This window comes from Tabrizicola flagellatus (genome assembly GCF_046295235.1).
In the GTDB taxonomy this organism is placed as follows: domain Bacteria; phylum Pseudomonadota; class Alphaproteobacteria; order Rhodobacterales; family Rhodobacteraceae; genus Tabrizicola; species Tabrizicola flagellata_A.
Genome location: NZ_JBKBLV010000002.1, coordinates 74,223 through 96,123 on the forward strand (window position 1 = coordinate 74,223; position 21,901 = coordinate 96,123).

At 69.0% G+C, this 21,901-nt stretch carries 18 protein-coding genes; 12 read left to right on the plus strand and 6 right to left on the minus strand.

The window, feature by feature from the left end; genetic code table 11:
* Positions 1–144 precede the first annotated feature (144 nt).
* From ACK4IU_RS01185 to ACK4IU_RS01205, 5 genes are all read left to right on the plus strand, one after another.
* Positions 145–1,092, plus strand: coding sequence for an ABC transporter substrate-binding protein (locus ACK4IU_RS01185; RefSeq protein ID WP_409730818.1), 948 nt, complete (start codon positions 145–147; stop codon positions 1,090–1,092).
* A gap of 65 nt (positions 1,093–1,157) precedes the next feature.
* On the plus strand, positions 1,158–2,186 hold the full coding sequence (locus ACK4IU_RS01190; RefSeq protein ID WP_409730819.1) for a glycine betaine/L-proline ABC transporter ATP-binding protein: 1,029 nt from the start codon (positions 1,158–1,160) through the stop codon (positions 2,184–2,186).
* Entirely contained in the window at positions 2,183–4,171 is a 1,989-nt protein-coding gene (locus ACK4IU_RS01195) for an ABC transporter permease (RefSeq protein ID WP_409730821.1), read from the plus strand. Before ACK4IU_RS01190 ends, ACK4IU_RS01195 begins: the two co-directional genes overlap by 4 nt.
* On the plus strand, positions 4,164–5,051 hold the full coding sequence (locus tag ACK4IU_RS01200) for a phosphotransferase (RefSeq protein ID WP_409730822.1): 888 nt from the start codon (positions 4,164–4,166) through the stop codon (positions 5,049–5,051). Before ACK4IU_RS01195 ends, ACK4IU_RS01200 begins: the two co-directional genes overlap by 8 nt.
* A gap of 9 nt (positions 5,052–5,060) precedes the next feature.
* Positions 5,061–7,508: an FAD-dependent oxidoreductase gene (locus ACK4IU_RS01205; RefSeq protein WP_409730824.1), complete on the plus strand. Its 2,448-nt coding sequence runs from the start codon at positions 5,061–5,063 to the stop codon at positions 7,506–7,508.
* On the opposite strand, the gene ACK4IU_RS01210 is transcribed toward ACK4IU_RS01205, so the two are convergent.
* The 4 genes from ACK4IU_RS01210 to cobU form a co-directional block, all read right to left on the minus strand.
* The gene (locus ACK4IU_RS01210) at positions 7,505–9,022 is read right to left on the minus strand and encodes a YifB family Mg chelatase-like AAA ATPase (protein ID WP_409730826.1); all 1,518 of its coding nucleotides are present in this window, start codon (positions 9,020–9,022) and stop codon (positions 7,505–7,507) included. The two genes, ACK4IU_RS01205 and ACK4IU_RS01210, sit on opposite strands and share 4 nt — an antisense overlap.
* Positions 9,023–9,253: 231 nt before the next feature.
* Complete coding sequence (locus ACK4IU_RS01215; RefSeq protein WP_409730828.1) at positions 9,254–10,126, minus strand: glutathione S-transferase; 873 nt, start codon at positions 10,124–10,126, stop codon at positions 9,254–9,256.
* A gap of 73 nt (positions 10,127–10,199) precedes the next feature.
* Complete coding sequence (locus ACK4IU_RS01220; RefSeq protein WP_409730830.1) at positions 10,200–10,766, minus strand: histidine phosphatase family protein; 567 nt, start codon at positions 10,764–10,766, stop codon at positions 10,200–10,202.
* On the minus strand, positions 10,763–11,293 hold the full coding sequence (gene cobU, locus ACK4IU_RS01225; RefSeq protein WP_409730832.1) for a bifunctional adenosylcobinamide kinase/adenosylcobinamide-phosphate guanylyltransferase: 531 nt from the start codon (positions 11,291–11,293) through the stop codon (positions 10,763–10,765). Before cobU ends, ACK4IU_RS01220 begins: the two co-directional genes overlap by 4 nt.
* Positions 11,294–11,359: 66 nt before the next feature.
* Here cobU and ACK4IU_RS01230 point away from each other — a divergent pair, with 66 nt between their 5' ends.
* The 4 genes from ACK4IU_RS01230 (at position 11,360) to ACK4IU_RS01245 (ending at position 15,173) form a co-directional block, all read left to right on the plus strand.
* Entirely contained in the window at positions 11,360–12,238 is an 879-nt protein-coding gene (locus tag ACK4IU_RS01230) for an RNA polymerase factor sigma-32 (RefSeq protein ID WP_409730834.1), read from the plus strand.
* A 180-nt stretch (positions 12,239–12,418) separates the two neighbouring features.
* Positions 12,419–13,612: a bifunctional phosphopantothenoylcysteine decarboxylase/phosphopantothenate--cysteine ligase CoaBC gene (gene coaBC, locus ACK4IU_RS01235; protein WP_409730836.1), complete on the plus strand. Its 1,194-nt coding sequence runs from the start codon at positions 12,419–12,421 to the stop codon at positions 13,610–13,612.
* 56 nt (positions 13,613–13,668) lie between these two features.
* Positions 13,669–14,139, plus strand: coding sequence for a dUTP diphosphatase (gene dut, locus ACK4IU_RS01240; RefSeq protein WP_409730938.1), 471 nt, complete (start codon positions 13,669–13,671; stop codon positions 14,137–14,139).
* Positions 14,136–15,173, plus strand: a complete 1,038-nt coding sequence (locus ACK4IU_RS01245; protein WP_409730837.1) for a HesA/MoeB/ThiF family protein — start codon at positions 14,136–14,138, stop codon at positions 15,171–15,173. The genes dut and ACK4IU_RS01245 overlap by 4 nt, the downstream gene beginning before the upstream one ends.
* A gap of 354 nt (positions 15,174–15,527) precedes the next feature.
* Here the strand turns inward: ACK4IU_RS01245 and ACK4IU_RS01250 are convergent, their stop codons facing one another.
* Positions 15,528–16,901, minus strand: coding sequence for an amidase (locus tag ACK4IU_RS01250; RefSeq protein WP_409730839.1), 1,374 nt, complete (start codon positions 16,899–16,901; stop codon positions 15,528–15,530).
* A gap of 140 nt (positions 16,902–17,041) precedes the next feature.
* Here ACK4IU_RS01250 and ACK4IU_RS01255 point away from each other — a divergent pair, with 140 nt between their 5' ends.
* From ACK4IU_RS01255 to ACK4IU_RS01265, 3 genes are all read left to right on the plus strand, one after another.
* Positions 17,042–17,827: a transporter substrate-binding domain-containing protein gene (locus ACK4IU_RS01255; RefSeq protein ID WP_409730841.1), complete on the plus strand. Its 786-nt coding sequence runs from the start codon at positions 17,042–17,044 to the stop codon at positions 17,825–17,827.
* Positions 17,828–17,861: 34 nt separating this feature from the next.
* Entirely contained in the window at positions 17,862–18,653 is a 792-nt protein-coding gene (locus ACK4IU_RS01260) for an amino acid ABC transporter permease (protein ID WP_409730843.1), read from the plus strand.
* Between the two features lie 156 nt (positions 18,654–18,809).
* The gene (locus ACK4IU_RS01265) at positions 18,810–20,819 is read left to right on the plus strand and encodes a M3 family metallopeptidase (protein ID WP_409730845.1); all 2,010 of its coding nucleotides are present in this window, start codon (positions 18,810–18,812) and stop codon (positions 20,817–20,819) included.
* Between the two features lie 59 nt (positions 20,820–20,878).
* On the opposite strand, the gene ACK4IU_RS01270 is transcribed toward ACK4IU_RS01265, so the two are convergent.
* Positions 20,879–21,835 (minus strand): GlxA family transcriptional regulator, encoded by a 957-nt coding sequence (locus tag ACK4IU_RS01270; RefSeq protein ID WP_409730846.1) that lies wholly within the window; start codon positions 21,833–21,835, stop codon positions 20,879–20,881.
* Between the last annotated feature and the right edge of the window lie 66 nt (positions 21,836–21,901).

A 21,901-nucleotide genomic window follows, 5' to 3' on the forward strand; every position in this document is an offset into this window, starting at 1 on the left:
AGCCACGGAAATCCACATCTTGTGCGGGAATCGCGAGGGATATGTTGGAAATTCGTTGCGGCATGTTGGGTTGGTGTTACCTTTCGCCCATCGCATCGGGGAATCACCCTGCGTCACAAGAACCGGAAAACAGGGAGTCGACGGATGAAGAAGATGCTGCTCGCTTCGGTAGCCTTGGTGCTGGCGCAGGCCGTGACGGTCGGCGGCGCGCTGGCCGAGGTCGAAAGCCCGGACCCGATCAAGATCACCACGCATGACTGGTCGGGCAACATCATCAGCGCGAACATCATGTCCGAGGTGCTGCGCAAGGCCGGTTACAACACGGAACTGGTGCAGGCGGATTACCTGGCGCAGTTCGCGGGTCTCAAGACCGGCGATCTGGACCTGGCGATGGAGATCTGGGCCACCACCGGCACGGATGCGCTGGAAGAGGCCGTGGCCACCGGCAACGTGGTGAACTTCGGCGAGACAGGCATGATCTCGCGCGAGGAATGGTGGTATCCCGCCTACATGGAGGAACGCTGCCCCGGCCTGCCGGACTGGCGCGCGCTGCTGGACTGCGCGGATGCCTTCGCCACCCCCGAAACCGCGCCGAACGGGCGCTATCTGGGTGGGCCGGTGACCTGGGGCGGCTATGACGAGGAACGGGTCGAGGCGCTGGGCCTGCCTTTCGAGGTCGTCCATGCCGGCACCGACGCAGCGCTGTTCGCCGAGCTTCAGGCCGCCTACGAGCGCAAGGATCCGATCATCCTGTGGATCTACCAGCCGCACTGGGCGCCGGCGAAATACGAGGGCAAGTTCATCGAATTCCCGCCCTATGAGCCCGCCTGCTATTCCGACCCGGCCTGGGGCGAGAACCCCGACATGGCCTATGACTGCGGCAAGCCCCTGGGGCCGATCTGGAAGGCCGGCTGGGTGGGGCTGGAGAAGAAATGGCCCGGTGCCGCGAAGATCATCCGCAACTTCACCGTCACCAACGACGAGATGGGGGCCATGGTCTACAAGGCCGATGTCGAGGGGATGAGCATCGAGGCGGTTGTCGCCGAATGGATGGCCGCGAACGAGGCCAAGTGGCAGGCCTGGATCCAGTGACCGCCGCCACGGCCCCGGTTGTCCCGGGGCCGTCCGATTCCCAGCCGCCGGAATGTCACAGGCCGATGGACCGCCCGACCGTCCTTGAATGCCGCAATGTCTGGAAGCTCTACGGTCCGCAGGCCGAGGCGTTTCTTGCGCGCCACAGCGGCACCCCCTCGACCGAGGCGCTGCGCGAGGCCGGCATCGTCCCCGCGGTGCGGCAGGTGGATGTGACGGTCGCCAAGGGCGAGATCTTCGTCATCATGGGCCTGTCGGGGTCGGGCAAATCGACACTGGTGCGCTGCCTGTCCCGGCTGATCGAGCCCACGGCCGGCGAGATCCGCTTCGAGGGGCGCGATCTGCTGAAGATGTCGGAGGCCGAGCTGATCGAGCTGCGCCGGCACAAGATGGGCATGGTGTTCCAGCATTTCGCCCTTCTGCCGCATCTGACCGTGCTGGAGAACGCGGCCTTCCCGCTGGAGGTGCAGGGCGTCGATCGCCGGACGCGGCTGGACCGCGCGCGGCAGGTGATCGAACTCGTCGGCCTGACCGGGCGCGAAATGCGCTATCCGCACCAGCTTTCGGGCGGGCAGCAGCAGCGGGTGGGCATCGCGCGGTCGCTGATCGTCGAGCCGGACCTGTGGTTTCTGGACGAGCCCTTCTCGGCGCTTGACCCGCTGATCCGGCGCGAGATGCAGGACGAACTCTTGCGGTTGCAGGGGCGGTTGCAGAAGACCGTCGTCTTCATCACCCATGACTTCGACGAGGCGATCCGCCTGGCCGACCGGATCGCGGTGATGCGCGACGGGGCCATCGTGCAGACCGCGACGCCCGAGGAACTGGTGCTGCGCCCGGCGACCGATTATGTGGCCGAATTCACCCGTCATATCCCCCGTGCCAAGGTCATGCGCCTGGGCACCGCCGCCCGGCCCATGACCGGCAGCGACTTCGCGGGGGACCTGCCGGCCACCGCGCTTGTCGCCGCCGTCGCCGACCGGATCGAGGCCGCCGGCAAGCCCTTCCGGGTGATCGGCGCGGCCGGAGAGGTCCTGGGCCAGGTCGATGCGCGCACCATCGTCGACATCCTGATCGGGCGGGACCTGCCCGCATGATCCGCGGACGCGCCGCAAGCTGGGCCTTCTGGCTGGGGCTGGCGGGGATCACCGCGGTCCTGTCGCTGAACGGCAAGGAAATCGCGCAGGCGACCGGCTGGTCGTGGCTGACGAAGTATCCGCAAGCCTGGCAACTCCACCTCGACCGCCAGATCTCGGCCGCGCTGAAATGGCTTCTCGAGGAGGCGACCTTCGGGCCATTCCAGTTCCGCGATTTCACGCGGCTGCTCTCGGCCCTGATCGAGGCGCCCTATACCCTCTTGCGCAACCTCGTCGTGGACGGCTTTGCCTGGGGGCGGGGACAGCAGGCCGTGCCCATCCTGCCGCCGATGGCCTGGTTGCCGGTGATCCTGGGCTTCGGCCTTCTGGCCCTGCGGCTGGGCGGGGCAAGGCTCGCGGTGCTGGTGACGGCGGCTTTCCTCTACCTGCTCCTCTTCGGGCTCTGGCAATCGGCGATGGTGACGCTGGTCTCGGTGGTGATCGCGGTGCCGCTGGGGGTGCTGGGCGGGGCGGCGCTGGGGATCCTGGCCTTCCGGGTGCGCTGGATCGACCGCGCGCTGCGCCCGGTGCTGGACCTGATGCAGACCGTGCCGGTCTTTGCCTATCTGGTGCCGATCCTGTTCCTGTTCGGCTTCGGCCCCATGGCAGCGCTGGTCGCCACGGTCATCTATGCCATGCCGCCCATGGTGCGGATCACCACGATCGGCCTGAGGGGTGTGCCGGAAGAGGTGGTCGAGGCCGGGCGCATGGCCGGCTGCACCCGGCGGCAACTGCTGTGGAAGGTCCAGCTGCCCTCGGCCCGGCGGATGATGATGGTGGGCGTGAACCAGGTCATCATGCTGACGCTGAACATGGTCATCATCGCCTCGATGATCGGGGCGGGGGGCCTTGGCTATGACGTGCTGACGGCCCTGCGCAAGCTGGACGTGGGCCGCGGGGTCGAGGCGGGCTTCGGCATCGTGGTCCTTGCCATCGCGCTGGACAAGCTGAGCCAGGCCGCCGCCAACCGCGGCCCGCGCGACCCCTCAGGCGGGTCCTGGCTGCACCGCCACCGCGGGCTTCTGGCCTGGGCGGCGGTGGTCGTGGCGAGCTACCCTCTCGCCATGGCGATCCCGGCGCTCGCGGTCTATCCCGTGGGCTGGCAGCTCTCGACCGGCGGGTTCTGGAGCGCGGTCGTCTCCTGGATCAACCTGAACCTCTACGACCAGATCGAGGCGGTGAAGGTCGCCGCGCTGACCTGGGTGCTGGTGCCGGTCAAGAGCTTCCTCCTCGGCATCCCCTGGGCCTGGGGGCTGGTCCTGGCCGGGACAATCGCGGGCGGGATCGGCGGCTGGCGGCTGGGGGTGATGGCGGTCCTGATGACCGGCTTCATCATCACGGCCGGGCTCTGGCCCGAGGCGATGATCACCATCTACCTCTGCGGTGTCTCGGTCGTGATCGCCATGCTGATCGGCGTGCCCATCGGGATCCTCGCGGGGCAGAACGACCGCGCCTATGGCGTGGTCACGCTGATCCTCGACACGCTGCAGACCCTGCCGAGCTTCGTCTACCTGATCCCGGTGGTGATGCTGTTCAAGGTCGGCGACTTCTCGGCCATGATCGCGGTGGTGATGTATGCCATCGTCCCGGCCATCCGCTATGCGGCCGTGGGCATCCGGGAGGTGGACCCGCAGCTGGTCGAGGCGGGCATCGTCTCGGGCTGCACCAGGGGCCAGCTGATCCGCAAGGTCAAGCTGCCGCTGGCCATGCCTTCGATCCTTCTGGGCCTGAACCAGACCATCATGCTGGCGATCTCGATGCTGGTCATCACCGCGCTGGTCGGCACCCGCGACCTCGGGCAGGAGGTGTATATCGCGCTGACCAAGGCCAATGCCGGCAAGGGCATCGTCGCGGGTCTGGCCGTGGCCTTCATCGCCATGATGAGCGACCGCATCATCACCGCCGCCATCGCCCGCCGCACCGCCGCGAGGGAGACCCATGCCTGACACCGCATCCCGCCTGATCGAGGCTGCCCGCCGCCTGGCCTGCTTTGCCGCCCCCACCCGCGTCGAACTGCTGGAGGGCGGCAAGACCAACCACAACGTGCTTGTCGAGGATCAGGGCCGCCGCTACGTCGTGCGCTTCGGCACCGACATTCCCGAACACGGCATCCTGCGCTGGAACGAAATGGCGATCACCCGCGCGGCCGAGGCCGCCGGGGTCGGCCCCGCCGTCCGCCATGCCGAGCCAGGCCTTCTGGTCCTCGATTTCGTCGAGGCCCGCCCCCTGACGCCCGAGGACCGTTCCGACAAGTTGCTGATCCCGCGCCTCGCCGATCTGGTGGCGCGCGTCCACCGCGACGTGACCGAGGCCGTCACCGGCCCGGTCCTGTGCTTTTCCGTCCCGCACATCCTGCGCGACTATGCCCGGCTTCTGACCGGGCGCGGCTCGCCGCATGGCCCCCTTCTGCCGGGCCTGATGGCCGAGGCCGGGGAACTGGACCGCGCCATCGGCCCGTCCGAAATGCGCCTCTGCCACAACGACCTTCTGCCCGGCAACATCCTGATCGGGGCCGGGGACATCTGGCTGATCGACTGGGAATATGGCGGCTTCGGCAATCCCCTGTTCGATCTGGGCGGCATCGCCTCGAACAACGGCTTCGCGCCCGCCGAAGAGCGGTTGCTGATCGAGGCCTATCACGACCGCCCGCTGACCGATGCGCTCTGGCGCAGCTACACGGCGATGAAATGCGCCTCGCTCTTGCGCGAGACGCTTTGGAGCATGGTCAGCGAACTGACCTCGACCCTCGATTTCGACTACGCCGCCTATACCGCCGAAAACCTCGCCGCCTATCGCGCGGCCCTTCAGGACTTCCGCAGATTGTAAGGACCGATCATGTCTGAACTCCCCTCCGCATCGAAGGTCGTCGTCATCGGGGGCGGCATCGTCGGCTGCTCCACCGCCTACCATCTGGCCCGGATGGGGGTGGAGGTCGTGCTTCTGGAACGCAGGAAGCTGACCTCGGGCACGACCTTCCACGCTGCGGGCCTTGTCGGCCAGTTGCGCACCAGCGCGAACGTCACGCAGCTTCTGGGCTATTCGGTGGACCTCTACAAGCGGCTCGAGGCCGAGACCGGCCAGGCGACCGGCTGGAAGATGAACGGCGGCATGCGGCTGGCCTGCAACCAGGAGAGATGGACGGAAGTGAAGCGCCAGGCCACCACGGCGCACAGCTTCGGGCTGGAGATGCACCTCCTGACCCCGAAGGAGGCGCAGGAACTCTGGCCCTTGATGGCGATCGACGATCTGGTGGGCGCGGCCTTCCTGCCGACGGACGGGCAGGCGAACCCGTCCGACATCACCCTGTCGCTCGCCAAGGGCGCGCGCATGGCCGGGGCGCAGATCTTCGAGGAGACCAAGGTCCGCGCGGTCGATATCCGCGACGGCGTGGTCAAGGGCGTGATCCTGGAAGACGGCGGCCGGATCGACTGCGAGAAGGTCGTGGTCTGCGCCGGGATGTGGACGCGGCCCTTCTGCGCGGCGCATGGGGTGAACGTGCCGCTGGTCCCGGTCGAGCACCAGTATATCGTGACCGAACGCATCGAGGGCGTGACCCCGACCCTGCCCACCCTGCGCGACCCCGACCGGCTGACCTACTGGAAGGAAGAGGTGGGCGGCCTCGTGATGGGCGGCTACGAGCCGAACCCGAAACTCTGGCGCGACGGGACGCTGCCGGAGGGCTTCCACTTCACGCTGCTCGACAACGACTTCGACCATTTCACGCCGATGATGGAGCAGGCGCTGGGCCGCGTCCCGGCGATGGAGACGGCGGGCATCAAGCAGATGGTCAACGGGCCGGAAAGTTTCACCCCCGACGGCATGTTCATCCTGGGCGAGGCGCCCGAGCAGAGGAACTTCTTCGTCGGCGCGGGCTTCAACGCCTTCGGCATCGCCTCGGGCGGCGGGGCGGGGATGTGCCTGGCGGAATGGGTGGCCAAGGGCGAGGCGCCCTTCGACCTCTGGCCCGCCGACATCCGCCGCTTCGGCCGGCCGCATTTCGACCTCGACTGGATCCGCAAGCGCACCTACGAGGCCTATGGCAAGCACTACACCATGGCCTGGCCGGGGGAAGAGCACCACTCGGGTCGGCCCTGCCGCAAGTCGCCGCTCTACGAGATCCTCAAGGCCGATGGCGCGGTCTTCGGCGAGAAGCTGGGCTGGGAACGGCCGAACTGGTTCGCCGATCTGGCGGCGGGGGAAGAGCCGCGCGACATCTACACCTATCAGCGGCCGAACTGGCATGCGGCGGTGGGGCGCGAGCACCGCGCCTGCCGCGAGGGCGTGGTGATCTTCGACCAGACTTCCTTCGCCAAGTTCGCGCTGAAGGGGCCGGATGCCGAGGCCGCCCTGTCCTGGATCTGCGCCAATGACGTGGCACGCCCGGTGGGCAGCCTGACCTACACCCAGATGCTGAACGACCGCGGCGGGATCGAGGCCGATGTGACGGTGGTCCGCCGGGCACGGGACGAATACTACATCGTCACCGGCACGGGCTTTGCCACGCATGACTTCGACTGGATCGCGCGCAATATCCCCTCCGGGGCCAATGCGCAGCTTTTCGACATCACCTCGGCCCATTCGGTGCTGTCGCTGATGGGCCCCCGCTCGCGCGAGGTGTTGCAGGCCGTCACCCGGGCGGACCTCTCGAGCGCGGCCTTCCCCTTCGGCACCGCGCAGGTGATCGGCATCGCCGGCTGCCCGGTGCTGGCGCTGCGCGTCACCTATGTCGGCGAACTGGGATGGGAGCTGCATTTCCCCGTCGAATACGCAACCGCTGTCCATGCCGCCCTGCGCGACGCCGGGGCGCCCTTCGGCATCCGCAACGCGGGTTACCGCGCGATCGAGACCTTGCGGCTGGAAAAGGGCTATCGCGCCTGGGCCGCGGACATCGGGCCGGACCATACCCCCGACGAGGCGGGGCTGGGCTGGGCGGTCAAGCTGAAGAAGGACATCCCCTTCAAGGGCCGCGAGGCCGTGTCCGCGCAGCGTGCGCAAGGGGTGAAGAAGCTGATGGCCACCTTCACCACCGCGCCCGAGGTCATCCTTTACGGCCGCGAGACGATCTACCGCGACGGCCAGCGCGTGGGCTGGCTCAGTTCCGGCGGCTTCGGATTCACCGTCAACCGCTCGATCGGCATGGGCTATGTGCGCAATCCCGAAGGCGTGACGGCGGACTGGGTCCTGTCGGGCCGCTACGAGCTGGAGGTCGCCACCGATCGGGTGCCCGCCGAGGTGACGCTGGCGCCGCTCTACGATCCGAAGATGGAGCGAATCAAGGCCTAGAGCCCGCCCGTCGCCGAGGCGAGGCGGAAGCTGATCGCCTCGGCCACATGCGGCTTGCGCACCGATGCGCTGCCGTCCAGGTCGGCGATGGTGCGGGCCACCCGCAGGACGCGATGGTAGCCGCGCGCCGAAAGCCCCATGCGCTCGGCTACCCGGCCGATGAGGGCGCGGCCTTCGGCATCTGGGGCGGCATGATCCTCCAGCGCCGCGCCTTCCAGATCGGCGTTCACGCGCAGGGTCGGGCTGTCCTTGAAGCGGGCAGTCTGCCGGTCGCGGGCGGCGGCGACGCGGGCGGCGATGCTGGCCGAACTTTCGCCGTTCGCCGGCAGGTCGAGATCAGCGAAGGCGACAGGCGGGACTTCCACCCGCAGGTCGAACCGGTCCATCAGCGGTCCTGAAATGCGGCCGAGGTAGTCTTCGCCGCAGATCGGCGCCCGGCCGCAGGCGCGGGCGGGGTCGGTCAGGTAGCCGCATTTGCAGGGATTGGCCGCGGCGATCAGCAGGAAGCGGCAGGGATAGCGGACATGGGCATTGGCGCGGGCGACCATGACGCTGCCGGTCTCGATCGGCTGGCGCAGCGTGTCGAGCACCATGCGGGGAAATTCCGGGAACTCGTCGAGGAAAAGGACGCCGTTGTGCGCCAGGCTGATCTCGCCCGGCTTCGCGCCCCGACCGCCGCCGATGATCGCCGCCATCGAGGCGGTATGATGCGGCTCGCGGAAGGGCCGCTCGCGCGAGATGCCGCCTTCGGTCAAGAGCCCCGCGAGCGAATGGATCATCGAGGTCTCGAGCGCCTCGGGTGCGGACAGGGGCGGCAGGATGCCGGGCAGGCGTGCGGCCAGCATCGACTTGCCCGATCCGGGTGTGCCCACCAGGAACAGGTGGTGGCGACCGGCGGCGGCGATCTCCATCGCGCGCTTGGCGCGTTCCTGGCCCTTCACCTCGCGGAAATCGCGCGGCTGCGCGGGGCCCTGCACCTCGCCCGCCTCCGCCGGTATCAGCGGGCGGCGCCCGGTATAGTGCTGCAAGACCTCGTCCAGCGAGGCGGGGGCGAGGACCGTGGTCGCGCCGACCCAGGCGGCCTCGGCCCCGCAGGCCCTGGGGCAGAGCAGCGTCCGGTCCTCGACCGCCGCCGCCATCGCCGCAGGCAAGGCCCCGGCCACCGCGATCAGCCGGCCATCGAGCGACAGTTCGCCGAGGGCAACGGTGCCCTCGACCTCTTCCCGCGGGACGATGTCGAGCGCGGCGAGGAGCGCGAGCGCGATGGGCAGGTCGAAATGCGACCCTTCCTTCGGCAGGTTGGCGGGCGAGAGATTGACGGTGATGCGCTTGGCCGGCAGGGCGATGGACAAGGCCTGCAGCGCGGCGCGGACCCGCTCCCGCGCCTCGGACACCGCCTTGTCGGGCAGGCCGACCAGCATGAAGGCCGGCGCGCCGGGCGAAACGGCACATTGCACCTCGACAAGACGGGCCTCGACGCCTTCGAAGGCGACGGTATAGGCGCGGGCGGTCATCGCGGCGCCTCGCGGGTTGGCCCGGTTATCGAATTGCGCGCTTCGCGCAAGCCTTTTGTCTCGCCTCTGCGCGCCAGAGGCACGCAACCGGCTCGGGCGGTGCCTCCGGCGGGGATATTTGCGGACAGATGAAAGGCCAGGGCCGCGGCCGCCGTTCGAGACCTGTTGTCGTGACGTCCCTGCATGGCGCCCCACCCGATTCACCTTGGTTAACGGGTAGGGCGAATTGGTTTACGAGTGGTAAAGCGCCATGAATTTCGGCCAGGCCTCGGCGTCGGCCAGGGTCTTGTCGCGGCAGAAGGCGTTGCAGAAGCCGAAGCGGCGCCCGTAAAGCTCCAGCGCATGGGTGACGGGCTTGCCGGAATAGGGGCAGGCCGCGTTCACGGTGTCGGCGCAGTCGACCGCCCGGGCCGGCAGGGGCACCGGGCCGGGCCAGTCGCGGCGGGGCCATTCGCGGCGGTAGAACTCCTGGTCGGCACCGTCCACCATCCCCATCGCGCGCCAGCGGCGGAAACTCGGCTGGGCGAGGTGCGCGTTGACGTAGAGCATGGCCTCGGCATCGACCGGCAGGTTGTAGGTGGCGATCCGGCTGCCGACGGGGGCGAAGAAGGCATCCGCCGCGGAATAGGCGCCGCAGAGCCAGGGCGTGGTGGACCGCGTCGTCCGACGCGCCCAGGACCACAGCGTCTCGAGGCGGCGGAGGTCGGCCAGGACCTCGTCCGGCGGCTGGCAGTCGGTGTAGCTGACCCGCAGGTTCATCGGGCAATGGCTGCGGAGCGCGCTGAAGCCGGCGTGCATCTCGGCAGCGAGGACCCGGGCGGTGGCGCGGGCCTGGGGCTCTTGCGGCCAGATCCCGGCCTCCGGGTGGCGGGTGGCGAGTTCCTCGGCGATGGCGATGGTCTCGGGGACGACGGAGCCTTCGGGGGTGCGCATCGTGGGGGCGGTGCGCGCCGGGGGAAAATCGCGCAGCACGGTCGCCAGCTCGTCGGTGTAGAGCCGGGCCGAGATCGTGCGCACGAGGATGCCGAAGGCGTCGAAGAGCAGCCAGCCGCGCAGGCTCCAGCTGGAATAGGCGCGGTCGCCGATCACGAGGTCATAGGTCATGTCTGTTGTCCTTTCCCGCGCATTGAACCCTGCGGCGTCGTGCAAGGGAAACGAAGAATCGTGGCCGGTTGCATCACGGACGGTGATTGATTGCGAACACGCGGGGCGGGGGGCCGTAGGTGAGACAGGTGACCGATAGGGTGTCGATGCGATGGGCGAAGACCTGCCCGGGCGTCAGGCCCTCGGCGCGTTGCAGGGCGGCGAGGATCGGGCCGAAATGGGCGACGACAACGATGTCCTGGGCAGCGCCCCGCAGGCGGTCCAGCGCCGACCAGGTGCGCGCGGTCAGCGCGTTCCAGCTTTCGCCGCCGGGCGGGCGCACCTCGCCCGGCTGGTCCCAGAAGGCGCGGATCAGATCGGGCTGCTCGGCCTCGACCTCGGCGAAACCACGGGCCTCCCACGCGCCGAAATGGATTTCGCGCAGGTTCGGGTCGTGTGGCAGGCGCGGGCGATTCCCTAGCGCATCGGCGGTGGCGATGGCGCGGGACAGGTCGGAGGAGATGACGGGCGCCCCCGCGGGAAGATGCGCGGACAGGCGGGCGAGCGCGGCGCGGTCCGAGAGGTCGGCCGGCAGGTCGGTCCAGCCGATCATCGTCCTCGCATGGGTCGGTCCGTGGCGGACGAGCCAGAACCGGGTCACGGAAGCCTGCCCTTCAGTACCATCGGCAGGCCGGCCATGACGGCAACCACCAGGTCCGCGTCGCCGGCAAGCCGCTGGTTCAGTCGGCCCTGTTCGTCCCGAAACCGCCGGGCGAGCGCGTTCTCGGGAACGATTCCCCATCCCGTTTCGTTACTGACGATGACAACCGGGGCCGGGCAGGCGGACAGGGCGGCAAGCAGGCGCCCGGTCTCGGCGGCAATGTCGTGGTCGGCAAGCAGGTGGTTGGTCAGCCAGAGCGTGGCGCAATCGACCAGCACCGCCTCCTCGGCCCGGACCGCGGCCAGGGCGGCGGCCAGGTCGAGCGGGGCCTCAACGGTGATCCAGCCGGTGCCCCGGTCGGCGCGGTGCCGGGCAATGCGGTCGCGCATCTCGTCGTCCCAGGCTTCGGCCGTGGCGATGTAGCGGCGGGGGCGGCCAGAGCCGGCGACCAGGCCTTCGGCGAAGGCGGATTTGCCCGACCGCGCGCCGCCGATGACCAAAGTGAGGGGCGGGAGTGATCCAGTCACGGGTTGGCCTCGTAAGACGGACAAGAACAGGCGGAACCGCCGCGGCAGGATGATCTGGAGGTGGTCATGGCACTTGACGGATATACCGATCTGAACGTGTCGCGCCAAGCGATGAAGGCCGAGCTTCTCGATGCCGAGACCGAGCTGCAACTGGCACGCGCCTGGCGCGACCGGCGCGACGAGCGCGCCTTGCACCGGCTGATCACCGCCTACATGCGCCTGGCGATCAGCATGGCAGCGAAGTTCCGCCGCTACGGCGCGCCGATGAACGACCTGATCCAGGAGGCCTCGCTTGGCCTGATGAAGGCCGCCGACAAGTTCGATCCCGAACGCGGCGTCCGGTTTTCCACCTATGCCGTCTGGTGGATCAAGGCCTCGATCCAGGACTATGTGATGCGCAACTGGTCCATGGTGCGCACCGGATCGACCTCGAGCCAGAAGGCGCTGTTCTTCAACCTGCGCAGGGTGCAGGCGAAACTGGAACGCGAGGCCTCGCAACGCGGCGAGGTGCTGGACCAGCACCAGCTACGGCAGATGGTGGCAGCCGACATCGGCGTGCCGGTGGCCGATGTGGAGATGATGGAAGGTCGGCTTTCGGGCAGCGACTATTCCCTGAACGCGACCCAGTCCGCCGACGAGGACGGCCGCGAATGGATCGATGCGCTTGAGGATGACGGCGCGCAGGCGGCCGATGTCATCGAGGAAGCCCATGACGGAGCGCGACTGCGGGGCTGGCTGGTCAAGGCGATGCAGGGCCTTAACGCGCGCGAACGCTACATCGTGGCCGAGCGCAAACTGAAGGACGAAGGCCGGACCCTGGAATCGCTGGGCGAGGAACTGGGACTGTCCAAGGAACGGGTGCGGCAGCTGGAGGCTGCGGCCTTCGCCAAGATGCGCCGGTCTCTGGAGATGCAGTCGCGCGAGGTGCGGCATTTCCTGGCCTGACCGCGCCGGCCGGTGCGCTGTTCGCCCTGGACGCCTGTCCAATCGAGCGCCTTGCGGCGCAAGCCTGTGTCTCGCCGCCTGCGCGTGAAGGACGCGCAGGCGGCTCGGCGGGGCGGTCAGGGTGTTGAAGTTGGCCCGTCCGGCCCCTACACCTGACGGCAGGCCATGGGAGACCTGCCGATGTTGTCTGGCAAGCGCATACTTCTGGTGATCGGGGGCGGGATCGCGGCCTACAAGGCGCTGGAGCTGATCCGGCTGATCCAGAAGGCGGGCGGGACGGTGGTGCCGGTGTTGACCCGGGCGGGGGCGGAATTCGTGACGCCTCTGTCGGTGGGGGCGCTGGCGAAGTCGAAGGTGTACGAGGCGCTGTTCGACCTGACCTCCGAGGCCGAGATAGGGCATATCGAGCTGTCGCGTGCGGCGGACCTGCTGGTCGTGGCCCCGGCGACGGCGGACCTTCTGGCGAAGATGGCTACGGGCCGGGCCGACGATCTGGCCTCGACGCTGCTTCTGGCGACGGACAAGCGGGTGCTGGTGGCGCCGGCGATGAATGTCCGGATGTGGCAGCACCCCGCGACGCAACGGAACCTGGCGCTGCTGCGGGGCGACAGGGTGCTGATGGTCGGCCCGGACGAGGGCGAGATGGCCTGCGGCGAATACGGGCCGGGGCGGATGGCGGAGCCGGCGGCGATCGTTCAGGCCATCGGCGCGGCGCTGGGCGGCGGGCCGTTGGCGGAGAAGCATGTGATCGTGACCTCGGGTCCGACGCATGAACCGATCGATCCGGTGCGCTACATCGCCAATCGGTCTTCGGGGGCGCAGGGGACGGCGCTGGCCGCCGCGCTGCGAGATCTTGGCGCCCGCGTGACGTTCGTGACCGGGCCTGCGACCGTGCCTCCGCCCGGCGGAGTGGAGGTCGTGCGGGTGGAGACGGCGCAGGAAATGGCGGCGGCGGTCGAGGCGGCGCTGCCGGCCGACGCGGCGGTGATGACGGCGGCGGTGGCGGACTGGCGGGTGGCCAATGCGAGCGGGCAGAAGCTGAAGAAGGACGGGTCTGGCAAGGCTCCGGCGCTGGAGTTCGCCGAGAACCCGGACATTCTGGCCACGGTCTCGAAGGGGGCGAGGCGGCCCCGGCTGGTGGTGGGCTTCGCGGCCGAGACGACGGACGTCGTGGCCCATGCCACGGCCAAGCGGGCGCGCAAGGGCTGCGACTGGATCGTGGCGAACGATGTGTCCCCCGCGACCGGGATCATGGGCGGGGCCGAGAATGCGGTGGTGCTGATCTCGGAGGCGGGCGCCGAGGCATGGCCCCGGATGGGCAAGGACGAGGTCGCGCGGAAGCTGGCGGCGCGGATCGCCGAGGCCTTGCGCTGATTGCGGCTGCGGGAGCCTCCGGCCGGGATATTTGGGGACAGATGAAAGGCGTGGCGATGGTGCCGGTTGTTCAGGTGGTGTGGGAAGACTGGGCCGACCGGAGCCTGCCGTTGCCGGCCTATCAGACCGCAGGGGCGGCGGGGGCGGATCTGTGCGCGAATTTTCCGGAGGCCGAGCGCGCGGCGGGTCTGACGCTGGCGCCGATGGGGCGGGCGATCTGTCCGACGGGGATCCGCGTGGCGGTGCCCGAAGGGTATGAGATGCAGGTGCGGCCGCGCTCGGGCCTGGCCTCGAAGCACGGGATCACGCTGCCGAATACTCCCGGCACGATCGACAGCGATTACCGGGGGCCGCTGGGGGTGTCGCTGGTCAACCTCGGGACGGAAGCCTACACGGTGCGGCATGGCGACCGGGTCGCGCAGGTTGTGGTGGCGCCGGTGGTGCAGGTGGGCTTTGCGGTGGTGGAGGCGCTGGACGAGACGGCGCGGGGGACGGGCGGGTTCGGCTCGACCGGGATGCGGTCGTGATCGGACTTCTGGGGTTCATCGGGCTTTGGGCTCTGTCCCGGTGGCGCGGTTGGGGCGAGCGCTGGCTGCTGCTGGCGGCAGGCTGGTGGGCGATCCTGATGGTCGTGCATCTGCCGCTTCAGGTGGAGAACCCGATGGCGAGGGTCGTCGGGGGAGACTTGGCGGGCTGGACGGTGTTCGGGCTGCTTGCGGCTGTCGTCCTTGGCTATCGCCAACTGCTGCGGGCGCTGCGACGGCGCAAGGCCCCGGAGCCTGCCGCCTCGTCGCCCCCCCCGGGGACCTTCCGCGAGGCGGAGCTGGACCGTTATGCCCGCCACATCATCCTGCGCGAGATCGGCGGGCCGGGGCAGAAGCGGCTGAAGGGGGCGAAAGTTCTGGTGGTTGGGGCGGGGGGGCTGGGTTCTCCGGTCCTGCTTTACCTCGCGGCGGCGGGGGTGGGGACGATCGGGGTGATCGATCATGACGTGGTCGAGGGGTCGAACCTACAGCGACAGGTGATCCATACCGACGGGCGGATCGGGATGCCGAAGGTCTTCTCGGCGGAAGCTGCGATGCGGGCGTTGAACCCGTTCATCGAGGTGCGGCCCTATCATCGGCGGCTCACCGAGGAGATCGCGGCGGACCTGGTCCGCGACTACGATCTGGTCCTGGACGGGACGGACGATTTCGACACCCGCTATCTGGTGAACCGGGCCTGTGTGGCGGCGGGGGTGCCGCTCATTTCGGGGGCGATCACCCAGTGGGAGGGGCAGGTTTCCCTGTTCGACCCCGCGAAGGGCGGGCCGTGCTATGCCTGCGTCTTCCCGGTGAGGCCCGCGCCGGGGCTGGTACCGACCTGCGCCGAGGCGGGCGTTGCGGCCCCGCTTCCCGGCGTGATCGGGTCGATGATGGCGATGGAGGCGGTCAAGTGGGTCACCGGGGCCGGAGAGACGCTGGCGGGGCGGCTGATGATCCACGATGCCCTCTACATGGAGACCCGGGTGATCGGGGTGAAGAAACGGGCCGATTGCGAGGTCTGCGGGGGGCGGCACTGAATCTGTCCACGGTGGACAAGCGCCGGAGTCAATTTGAAATCAACGGCTTGGCGTTTTTCGTTTACCTGGTCTTAAGGATGGTTGCGCGGCCCCCCACCCCCATCGTCGTGGCAGTGCCCCGACCCCCACGGAGGGGGAGGGGAGGCGCCTTGGGCCGGGGCGTCTTTCGGGTTGGAACGGTTGATGGGTCGTGCGCTGCGCGCAAGCCTGTTGTCTCGCCTCTGGCGCTGCGCGCCAACCGGCTCGGGCGTGCCTCCGGCGGGGATATTTCCGGACAGATGAAAGTGGGGGAGCGTGAGATGCGTGCCGGGGAACGCGGTCTTTTGCTTGGGGAGAGTCGGGCTGAAGCCCGGCCTACGGGGTCACGGCGGGGATTTCGGGGGCGAGGAGGTCGGCGAGGTCGAGGAGGATATGCTCGTTCCCCCGGTCGGCGAGGGCCTGGATGCCGAGGGGGTGGGGCGGAGTGTGGCCCGTGGTGACGGTCAAGCCGGGGAGGCCCATGAAAGGGGGCGCGATCTGGGGCATTTGCGCTTCGATGACGGCGGCGAAGGCCTCGGGGCTGGAGGTGTCGTAGTGGTCGGGGAAGGGGAGGGCGCCCGAGACCGGGGTCAGGAGGACCGGCCATTCGGCGAAGAAGCCGCGCCAGAGGCGGGCGAGGCGGGCGCGGGACTGGAGCGCGCGCATGAAGCTTTCGAGCGTGGGACGCGGCGCGAGTTTCGTGAGTTCGCGGTGGACGAAGCTGGCGTCGGGGTCGCCTTCCCGGGCCACGGCATCGGCGCCGCCGAGGCCGAATTCGGAGAGCCAGAGGGTGAGTTGCAGCTCCATCGGCTCGCGGAAGGGAGGGAGGGGCGGGGTGCCGATCTCCCATCCGTTCGCTTCCAGAGTTCGGGCGGCGGCGGTCAGGGCCAGCCGGATCGCGGGATCGGTTTGCAGGCCGTCCGGTGCGAGGGCGAGGGCGGCGCGTTTGCGGTAGGGGGCGAAGGTGGCGGGGGTCCACCACGGATCGCGCGGGTCTGGCTGCGAGAGCGCGGCGAGGCCGAGGCGGAGGTCGGCCGCCGACCGAGCGAGGGGGCCGGAGACGGCCATCAGCTGCCCGCCGATCAGCCGGTCGCCCGCCGTGGCGTTAAAGGCGGGGACACGGCCGAGGCCGGGGCGCAGGCCATGGACGCCGCAGGCGTAGGCGGGGTAGCGGATGGAGCCCGCGATGTCGGTGCCATGGGCGATTGGGCCGAGGCCGGCGGCAACTGCGGCCGCGGCGCCCCCGGATGATCCGCCGGGGGTCAGGCCGGGGAAGGCGGGGTTTCGCGTCGCGCCGTGCAGGCTGTTGCGGGTGAACCAGCGCAAGCTGAAGGCGGGCGTGTTGGTGCGTCCGACGATGACGGCCCCGGCGCGGCGAAGGTTCGCGACGGGCGGACTGTCCTCGGTCGCGATCAGGTCGGACTGGATCTTCAGGCCGTTCGTCGTGGCGAAGCCGGCCTGGTCGATGTTCACCTTGACGGTGACGGGGACGCCGGCGAGGGGGCCGGGATCCTCTCCCTTTGCGATCTGCACGTCGATGGCGCGGGCGGCGGCGAGGGCCTGATCGTCCATCCGCTGGACAATGGCGTTGAGCGCGGGGTTCAGCCGGTCGATCCGGGCGAGCGTCGCCTGCACCGCCTCGACCGCGGACAGCTGCCTTGCGCGGATGAGGTCGGTCAGAGCGGTGGCAGTGAGCGTGGCGGGGTCCATGGGCGGCTCCATTCTGCGGGCAGGGTGGACCGGTTCGGCCGGGTTGAAAAGGGGGAACCGGCCGGACAAAGGCCCGCCTTGCATCGGCGCATGGGCATGGCATAGTCGGGATTTGATCAATCAGCCCCGGAGACGGACCGATGAAACTGACTGCTGCTGCCTTGCTTGGACTTGCCGCCCTGACTGCGCCCGCGCTGGCGCAGGACCTGCCGGACCTTGGCGGGAAGGAGGTGGTCGTGGTGACCGAGAACGCTTATCCGCCGCTGCAGTTCCTGGACAAGGAGGGCAAGGCGATCGGCTGGGAATACGACGCCATGGCCGAAATCGCCAAGCGGCTGAACATCACGGTCAAATACGAGAACACCAGCTGGGACGCGATGATCCCCGCCGTGTCCGAAGGGCAGTACGACATCGGCATGACCGGGATCACCATCAAGGACGAGCGCAAGGAGAAGGTGGATTTCAGCGAGCCCTACATGCGCTCGGAGATGCTGATGATCGTGCGGGGGGATGAGGAGCGGTTCACCGATGCCGCAAGCTTTGCGGCGAACCCAGACCTTCTGGTCTCGGCCCAGCCGGGGACCTCGCCCTTCTACGCCGCGGTCTATGACATCCTGGACGGCAACGAGGAGAACCCGCGGATCATCAAGTTCGAGACCTTCGGCGCGGGGCTCGAGGCGCTTAAGGCGGGCGACGTGGACCTGACCCTGTCGGATTCGACCGCCGCCAACGGCTATGTGCAGGCCTCGAACGGCGGGCTGAAGATCATCGGCGCGCCGCTGGCCTCGGAGGACTTCGGCTTCATCTTCCCGAAGGGTTCGGAACTGGTGGCGCCGATCAACGCTGCGATCGCGAGCATGAAGGCGGACGGCACGCTGGATGCGCTGAACCAGAAGTGGTTCGTCGAGTACAAGATGGGCGAGTGAAGGACAGCCCCCGGCGCGGGCCGGGGGCGATCCGATGGCCCCGAACGCGGACCCCGACAAGGACTTTCCCTGGTGGCTGGTGATCCTGTGCGTCACCGGCCTCTGGCTTTTGTACGAGATGCTGGCCGATCCGGTCTATGCCTCGGCGCTGCGGGTGCTGTCGAAGGGGCTGGCGGTCACGTTGACGGTGGCGGTCGTGGCCTATCTGGGGGCCTGCGCGATGGGCCTCGGACTCGCGGTCATGGGGATGTCGCGGTTCCTGGTCGTGCGGCAGATCGCGCGGCTCTACATCGAGGTGATGCGGGGCGTGCCGATCGTGGTGTTGCTGCTGTATGTCGCCTTCGTTCTGGTGCCGGGGGTGGTGGCCGGGGTGAACGCGCTGGCGGGCGAGGACCTGCTGCGCACGCGGGACGTGCCGCTCTTGTGGCGGGCGGTGGTGGCGCTGATGCTGGCCTATTCGGCCTTCCTTGCCGAGATCTTCCGCGCCGGGTTGCAGGCGGTGGACAAGGGCCAGATCGAGGCGGCGCAATCCCTGGGGCTGAGCGGCTGGCAGAGGTTCCGGCATGTTCGATTTCCTCAAGCGATCCGGCTGATCCTGCCGCCTCTGGGCAATGATTTTGTTGCAATGGTGAAAGACAGTTCTCTGGTCGCCGTGCTGGGCGTGTCGGATGTGGCGCAGCTGGCAAAGGTGACGGCAGCCGGGAACTTCCGCTATTTCGAGACCTACAACGTCGCGGCCTTCCTCTACCTGGTCATGACCATCGGCCTGTCGCTGCTGTTGCGCAGGTTCGAGGCGCGGATGCGGATGCGCGGGCGGGACGGCTGACGAATTGCGCGCCCTTGCGGGCGCAAGCCTTTTCTCTCGCCTCTGTGCCTGCGGCACAACCGGCTCGGGCAGCCTCCGGCGGGAGTATTTCGGGAATGGGCAAGGCTGGACCTTCGCCTGGTCCGGGCCTAGCCTGCCGGGAAAAGGAGAACCGGGATGAACGTGCTTCTGGAGAAATGGGAGACCCCCTTCGGCCTGCCGCCCTTTGCCGCGATCCGGGACGAGGATTTCGGGCCGGCTTTCGACGAGGCGCTGGCGCGGGCACGGGCGGCCATATCCGCGATTGCGGAGGGCCCGGGGACGGGCTTTGCCGAGGTGATCGAGGCGCTGGAACTGGCCGAGGGCGATCTCGACCGGGTGGCGGGGGTGTTCTACAACCTCGCGGGCGCGGATTCGACCGAGGCGCGCGAAGCGCTGATGCGGGAGCTCGCGCCGAAGATGTCGGCGTTTTCGTCCGAGGTGACGAACAACAAGGCGCTCTGGGCGAAGATCGAGGCGCTCTGGCAGGCGCGCGGGGGGCTGGGGCTGACGGCGGAACAGCGGCGCGTGCTGGACCTGTACCGGCAGATGTTCGTGCGAAGCGGCGCGGCGCTGGAAGGGGCCGCGGCCGAGCGGCTGACGGAGGTGAAGGCGCGGCTTGCGGTGCTGGGCACGCAGTTCAGCCAGAACCTGCTGGCCGACGAGCGGGCGTGGCACATGGAACTGTCCGAGGCCGATCTGGCCGCCTTGCCCGGCTTTGTTCAGGAGGCGGCGCGGGCGGCGGGGGCGGAGAAGGGGCTGGGGCCGGTGGTGACGCTGAACCGCTCGCTCATCGTGCCGGTCCTGCAGTTCTCGCCCAACCGCGCCTTGCGGCAGAAGGCCTATGAGGCCTGGGTGGCGCGCGGGGCCAACGGGGGGGCGACGGACAACCGGGGGATCGCGGCCGAAATCCTCGCGCTGCGCCATGAACGGGCGCAGTTGTTGGGGTACGCGGACTTTGCGGCCTACAAGCTGGAGCCCGAGATGGCCAAGACGCCCGATGCGGTGCGCGACCTGTTGCTGCGGGTCTGGGCGCCGGCCCGGGCCAAGGCGCTGGCCGACGCCGCGGTGCTGGAGGCGATGCTGCATGCGGACGGCTTCGCGGGGCCGCTGGAACCCTGGGACTGGCGCTACTATTCCGAGAAGCGGCGCAAGGCCGAGCATGACTTGGATGAGGCGGCGCTGAAGCCTTACCTGTCGCTGGAGGCGATGCTGGGGGCGATGTTCGACTGCGCGACGCGGCTTTTCGGGCTGGAGTTCCGCGAGATCGAAGGGTCCTTCTACCACCCGGACGTGCGGGGCTGGGAGGTCATGCGGAACGGCGCGCATGTGGCGGTCTTCCTCGGCGACTATTTCGCGCGGGGATCGAAACGCTCGGGCGCCTGGTGTTCGGCGATGCGGTCGCAGCGGAAACTGGGCGGGGACCAGCGGCCGATCGTCGTGAACGTCTGCAACTTCGCCAAGGGCGACCCGGCGCTTCTGTCCTATGACGATGCGCGGACCCTGTTCCACGAATTCGGCCATGCGCTGCACCAGATGCTGTCGGACGTGACCTACGGCTTCATCAGCGGGACATCCGTGGCGCGCGACTTCGTGGAACTGCCGAGCCAGCTTTACGAACACTGGCTGGAGGTGCCGCAGGTGCTGGAAGCCCATGCGCGGCACCATGAGACCGGCGAGCCGATGCCCGCCGACATGTTGAAGCGGCTGCTGGACGCGGGCACCTATGACCAGGGCTTTGCCACGGTGGAATTCGTCAGTTCGGCCATGGTGGACCTCGAGTTCCACACCGGCCAGCCGCCCGCCGACCCGATGCAGCGCCAGGCCGAGGTGCTGGAGGCGCTGGGCATGCCCCGCGCGATCCGCATGCGCCACGCGACGCCGCATTTCGCGCATGTCTTCAGCGGCGACGGCTATTCCAGCGGCTACTACAGCTACATGTGGTCCGAGGTGATGGATGCCGACGCCTTCGCGGCCTTCGAGGAGGCGGGCGATCCCTTCGATCCGGCCACCGCCGCGCGGCTTGAGCGCTTCATCCTCTCGGCCGGCGGGTCGGAGGAGGCCGAGGCGCTGTATCTGAAGTTCCGCGGCCGGATGCCGGGGGTCGAGGCGCTGTTGAAGGGCCGGGGGCTTCTGGACGCGGCCTGAGACGGGGGACCGGCCCCCCGCGCCCCCCGGGATATCTGTGGACAGATGAAGGGCCGGGGTCAGCGGCGCAGGCTGCCCGGCGACTGGCCGAACCGGGCCCGGAAGGCGCGCGACAGGGTCGAGGGGCTGGAAAAGCCGGTGCGCAGCGCGACCTCGGCGACGGGGTGGCGGGTGTCGGTGAGCATCCGCCGCGCCGCCTGGAGGCGCAGGTCGAGCGCATGGGCGGCCGGGGTGGTGCCGAGGGCCGACTTGAAGAGGGACTCAAGACGGCGCGGGGACAGGCCCACAGCCTTCGCGGTGGCGGAGGCGGCTTCGGGGGTGTCGATGCGGGCCTCCATCCGTGCGAGTGCCTGAGCTACGCGGGGGTCGAGGGAAGGGTCCTGGGGAGTGGTCTGGGGTTCGTGGCCGGGGTGGTGGGTTGCAAGGAAACTGGCGGCGACCTGACGGGCAAGTGCGGCGCCGTGGCGGCTGCGGATCAGGTGCAGCATGAAGTCCTGGGCCGGGGCCGCGCCCGAGATCGTCGCACGGTTGCCGTCGATGACGAAGCGGTCGGGGACGACGTCGATGTCGGGATGCGCGGCGGCAAGGTCCTCGAGGTCCTCCCAGTGCACCGTGGCGCGGTGGCCGTCGAGGAGACCGGCCCGGGCCAGCACCCAGGGGCCCGCGTCGATGGCGCCGACCAGGCGAAAGCGCGGCGCGATGCGGCGCAGGTCGCGGATCAGCAGGCGCGTCGCCACCTCGGCCAGCCGGTAGCCCGCGACGACGATCAGCGCCTCGGCGCCCGCGGCATGCGAGAGGGGACCCGAGGACGGCAGTTCGATCCCGCAGGTCAGCGGCACCGGCGCCCCGTCGGGCGAGACGACGCGCCAGCGGTAGGCTTCATGCCCGAGGTGCCGGTTGGCGTTGCGAAGGGGGTCGAGGGCCGAGGCGACCTCCAGGATCGAGGCTTGCGGCAGGACGAGGAGCGCGATGGTCAGCGGCTGGTCCGAAGGCTGGAAGATGGCATTTTCCGTCATACAGATTTCGTAAAGTGCAAAGCGTGCGGCGGCAAGCGGGCTATGGTGGCATAAAGCCAAGGGGAG

Coding starts and splice junctions, on each gene's coding strand:
- ACK4IU_RS01185 (WP_409730818.1), top strand. CDS start 145: ATGAAGAAGATGCTGCTCGCTTCGGTAGCCTTGGTGCTGGCGCAGGCC.
- ACK4IU_RS01190 (WP_409730819.1), top strand. CDS start 1,158: ATGGACCGCCCGACCGTCCTTGAATGCCGCAATGTCTGGAAGCTCTAC.
- ACK4IU_RS01195 (WP_409730821.1), top strand. CDS start 2,183: ATGATCCGCGGACGCGCCGCAAGCTGGGCCTTCTGGCTGGGGCTGGCG.
- ACK4IU_RS01200 (WP_409730822.1), top strand. CDS start 4,164: ATGCCTGACACCGCATCCCGCCTGATCGAGGCTGCCCGCCGCCTGGCC.
- ACK4IU_RS01205 (WP_409730824.1), top strand. CDS start 5,061: ATGTCTGAACTCCCCTCCGCATCGAAGGTCGTCGTCATCGGGGGCGGC.
- ACK4IU_RS01210 (WP_409730826.1), bottom strand. CDS start 9,022: ATGACCGCCCGCGCCTATACCGTCGCCTTCGAAGGCGTCGAGGCCCGT.
- ACK4IU_RS01215 (WP_409730828.1), bottom strand. CDS start 10,126: ATGACCTATGACCTCGTGATCGGCGACCGCGCCTATTCCAGCTGGAGC.
- ACK4IU_RS01230 (WP_409730834.1), top strand. CDS start 11,360: ATGGCACTTGACGGATATACCGATCTGAACGTGTCGCGCCAAGCGATG.
- coaBC (WP_409730836.1), top strand. CDS start 12,419: ATGTTGTCTGGCAAGCGCATACTTCTGGTGATCGGGGGCGGGATCGCG.
- dut (WP_409730938.1), top strand. CDS start 13,669: ATGGTGCCGGTTGTTCAGGTGGTGTGGGAAGACTGGGCCGACCGGAGC.
- ACK4IU_RS01250 (WP_409730839.1), bottom strand. CDS start 16,901: ATGGACCCCGCCACGCTCACTGCCACCGCTCTGACCGACCTCATCCGC.
- ACK4IU_RS01255 (WP_409730841.1), top strand. CDS start 17,042: ATGAAACTGACTGCTGCTGCCTTGCTTGGACTTGCCGCCCTGACTGCG.
- ACK4IU_RS01260 (WP_409730843.1), top strand. CDS start 17,862: ATGGCCCCGAACGCGGACCCCGACAAGGACTTTCCCTGGTGGCTGGTG.
- ACK4IU_RS01265 (WP_409730845.1), top strand. CDS start 18,810: ATGAACGTGCTTCTGGAGAAATGGGAGACCCCCTTCGGCCTGCCGCCC.
- ACK4IU_RS01270 (WP_409730846.1), bottom strand. CDS start 21,835: ATGACGGAAAATGCCATCTTCCAGCCTTCGGACCAGCCGCTGACCATC.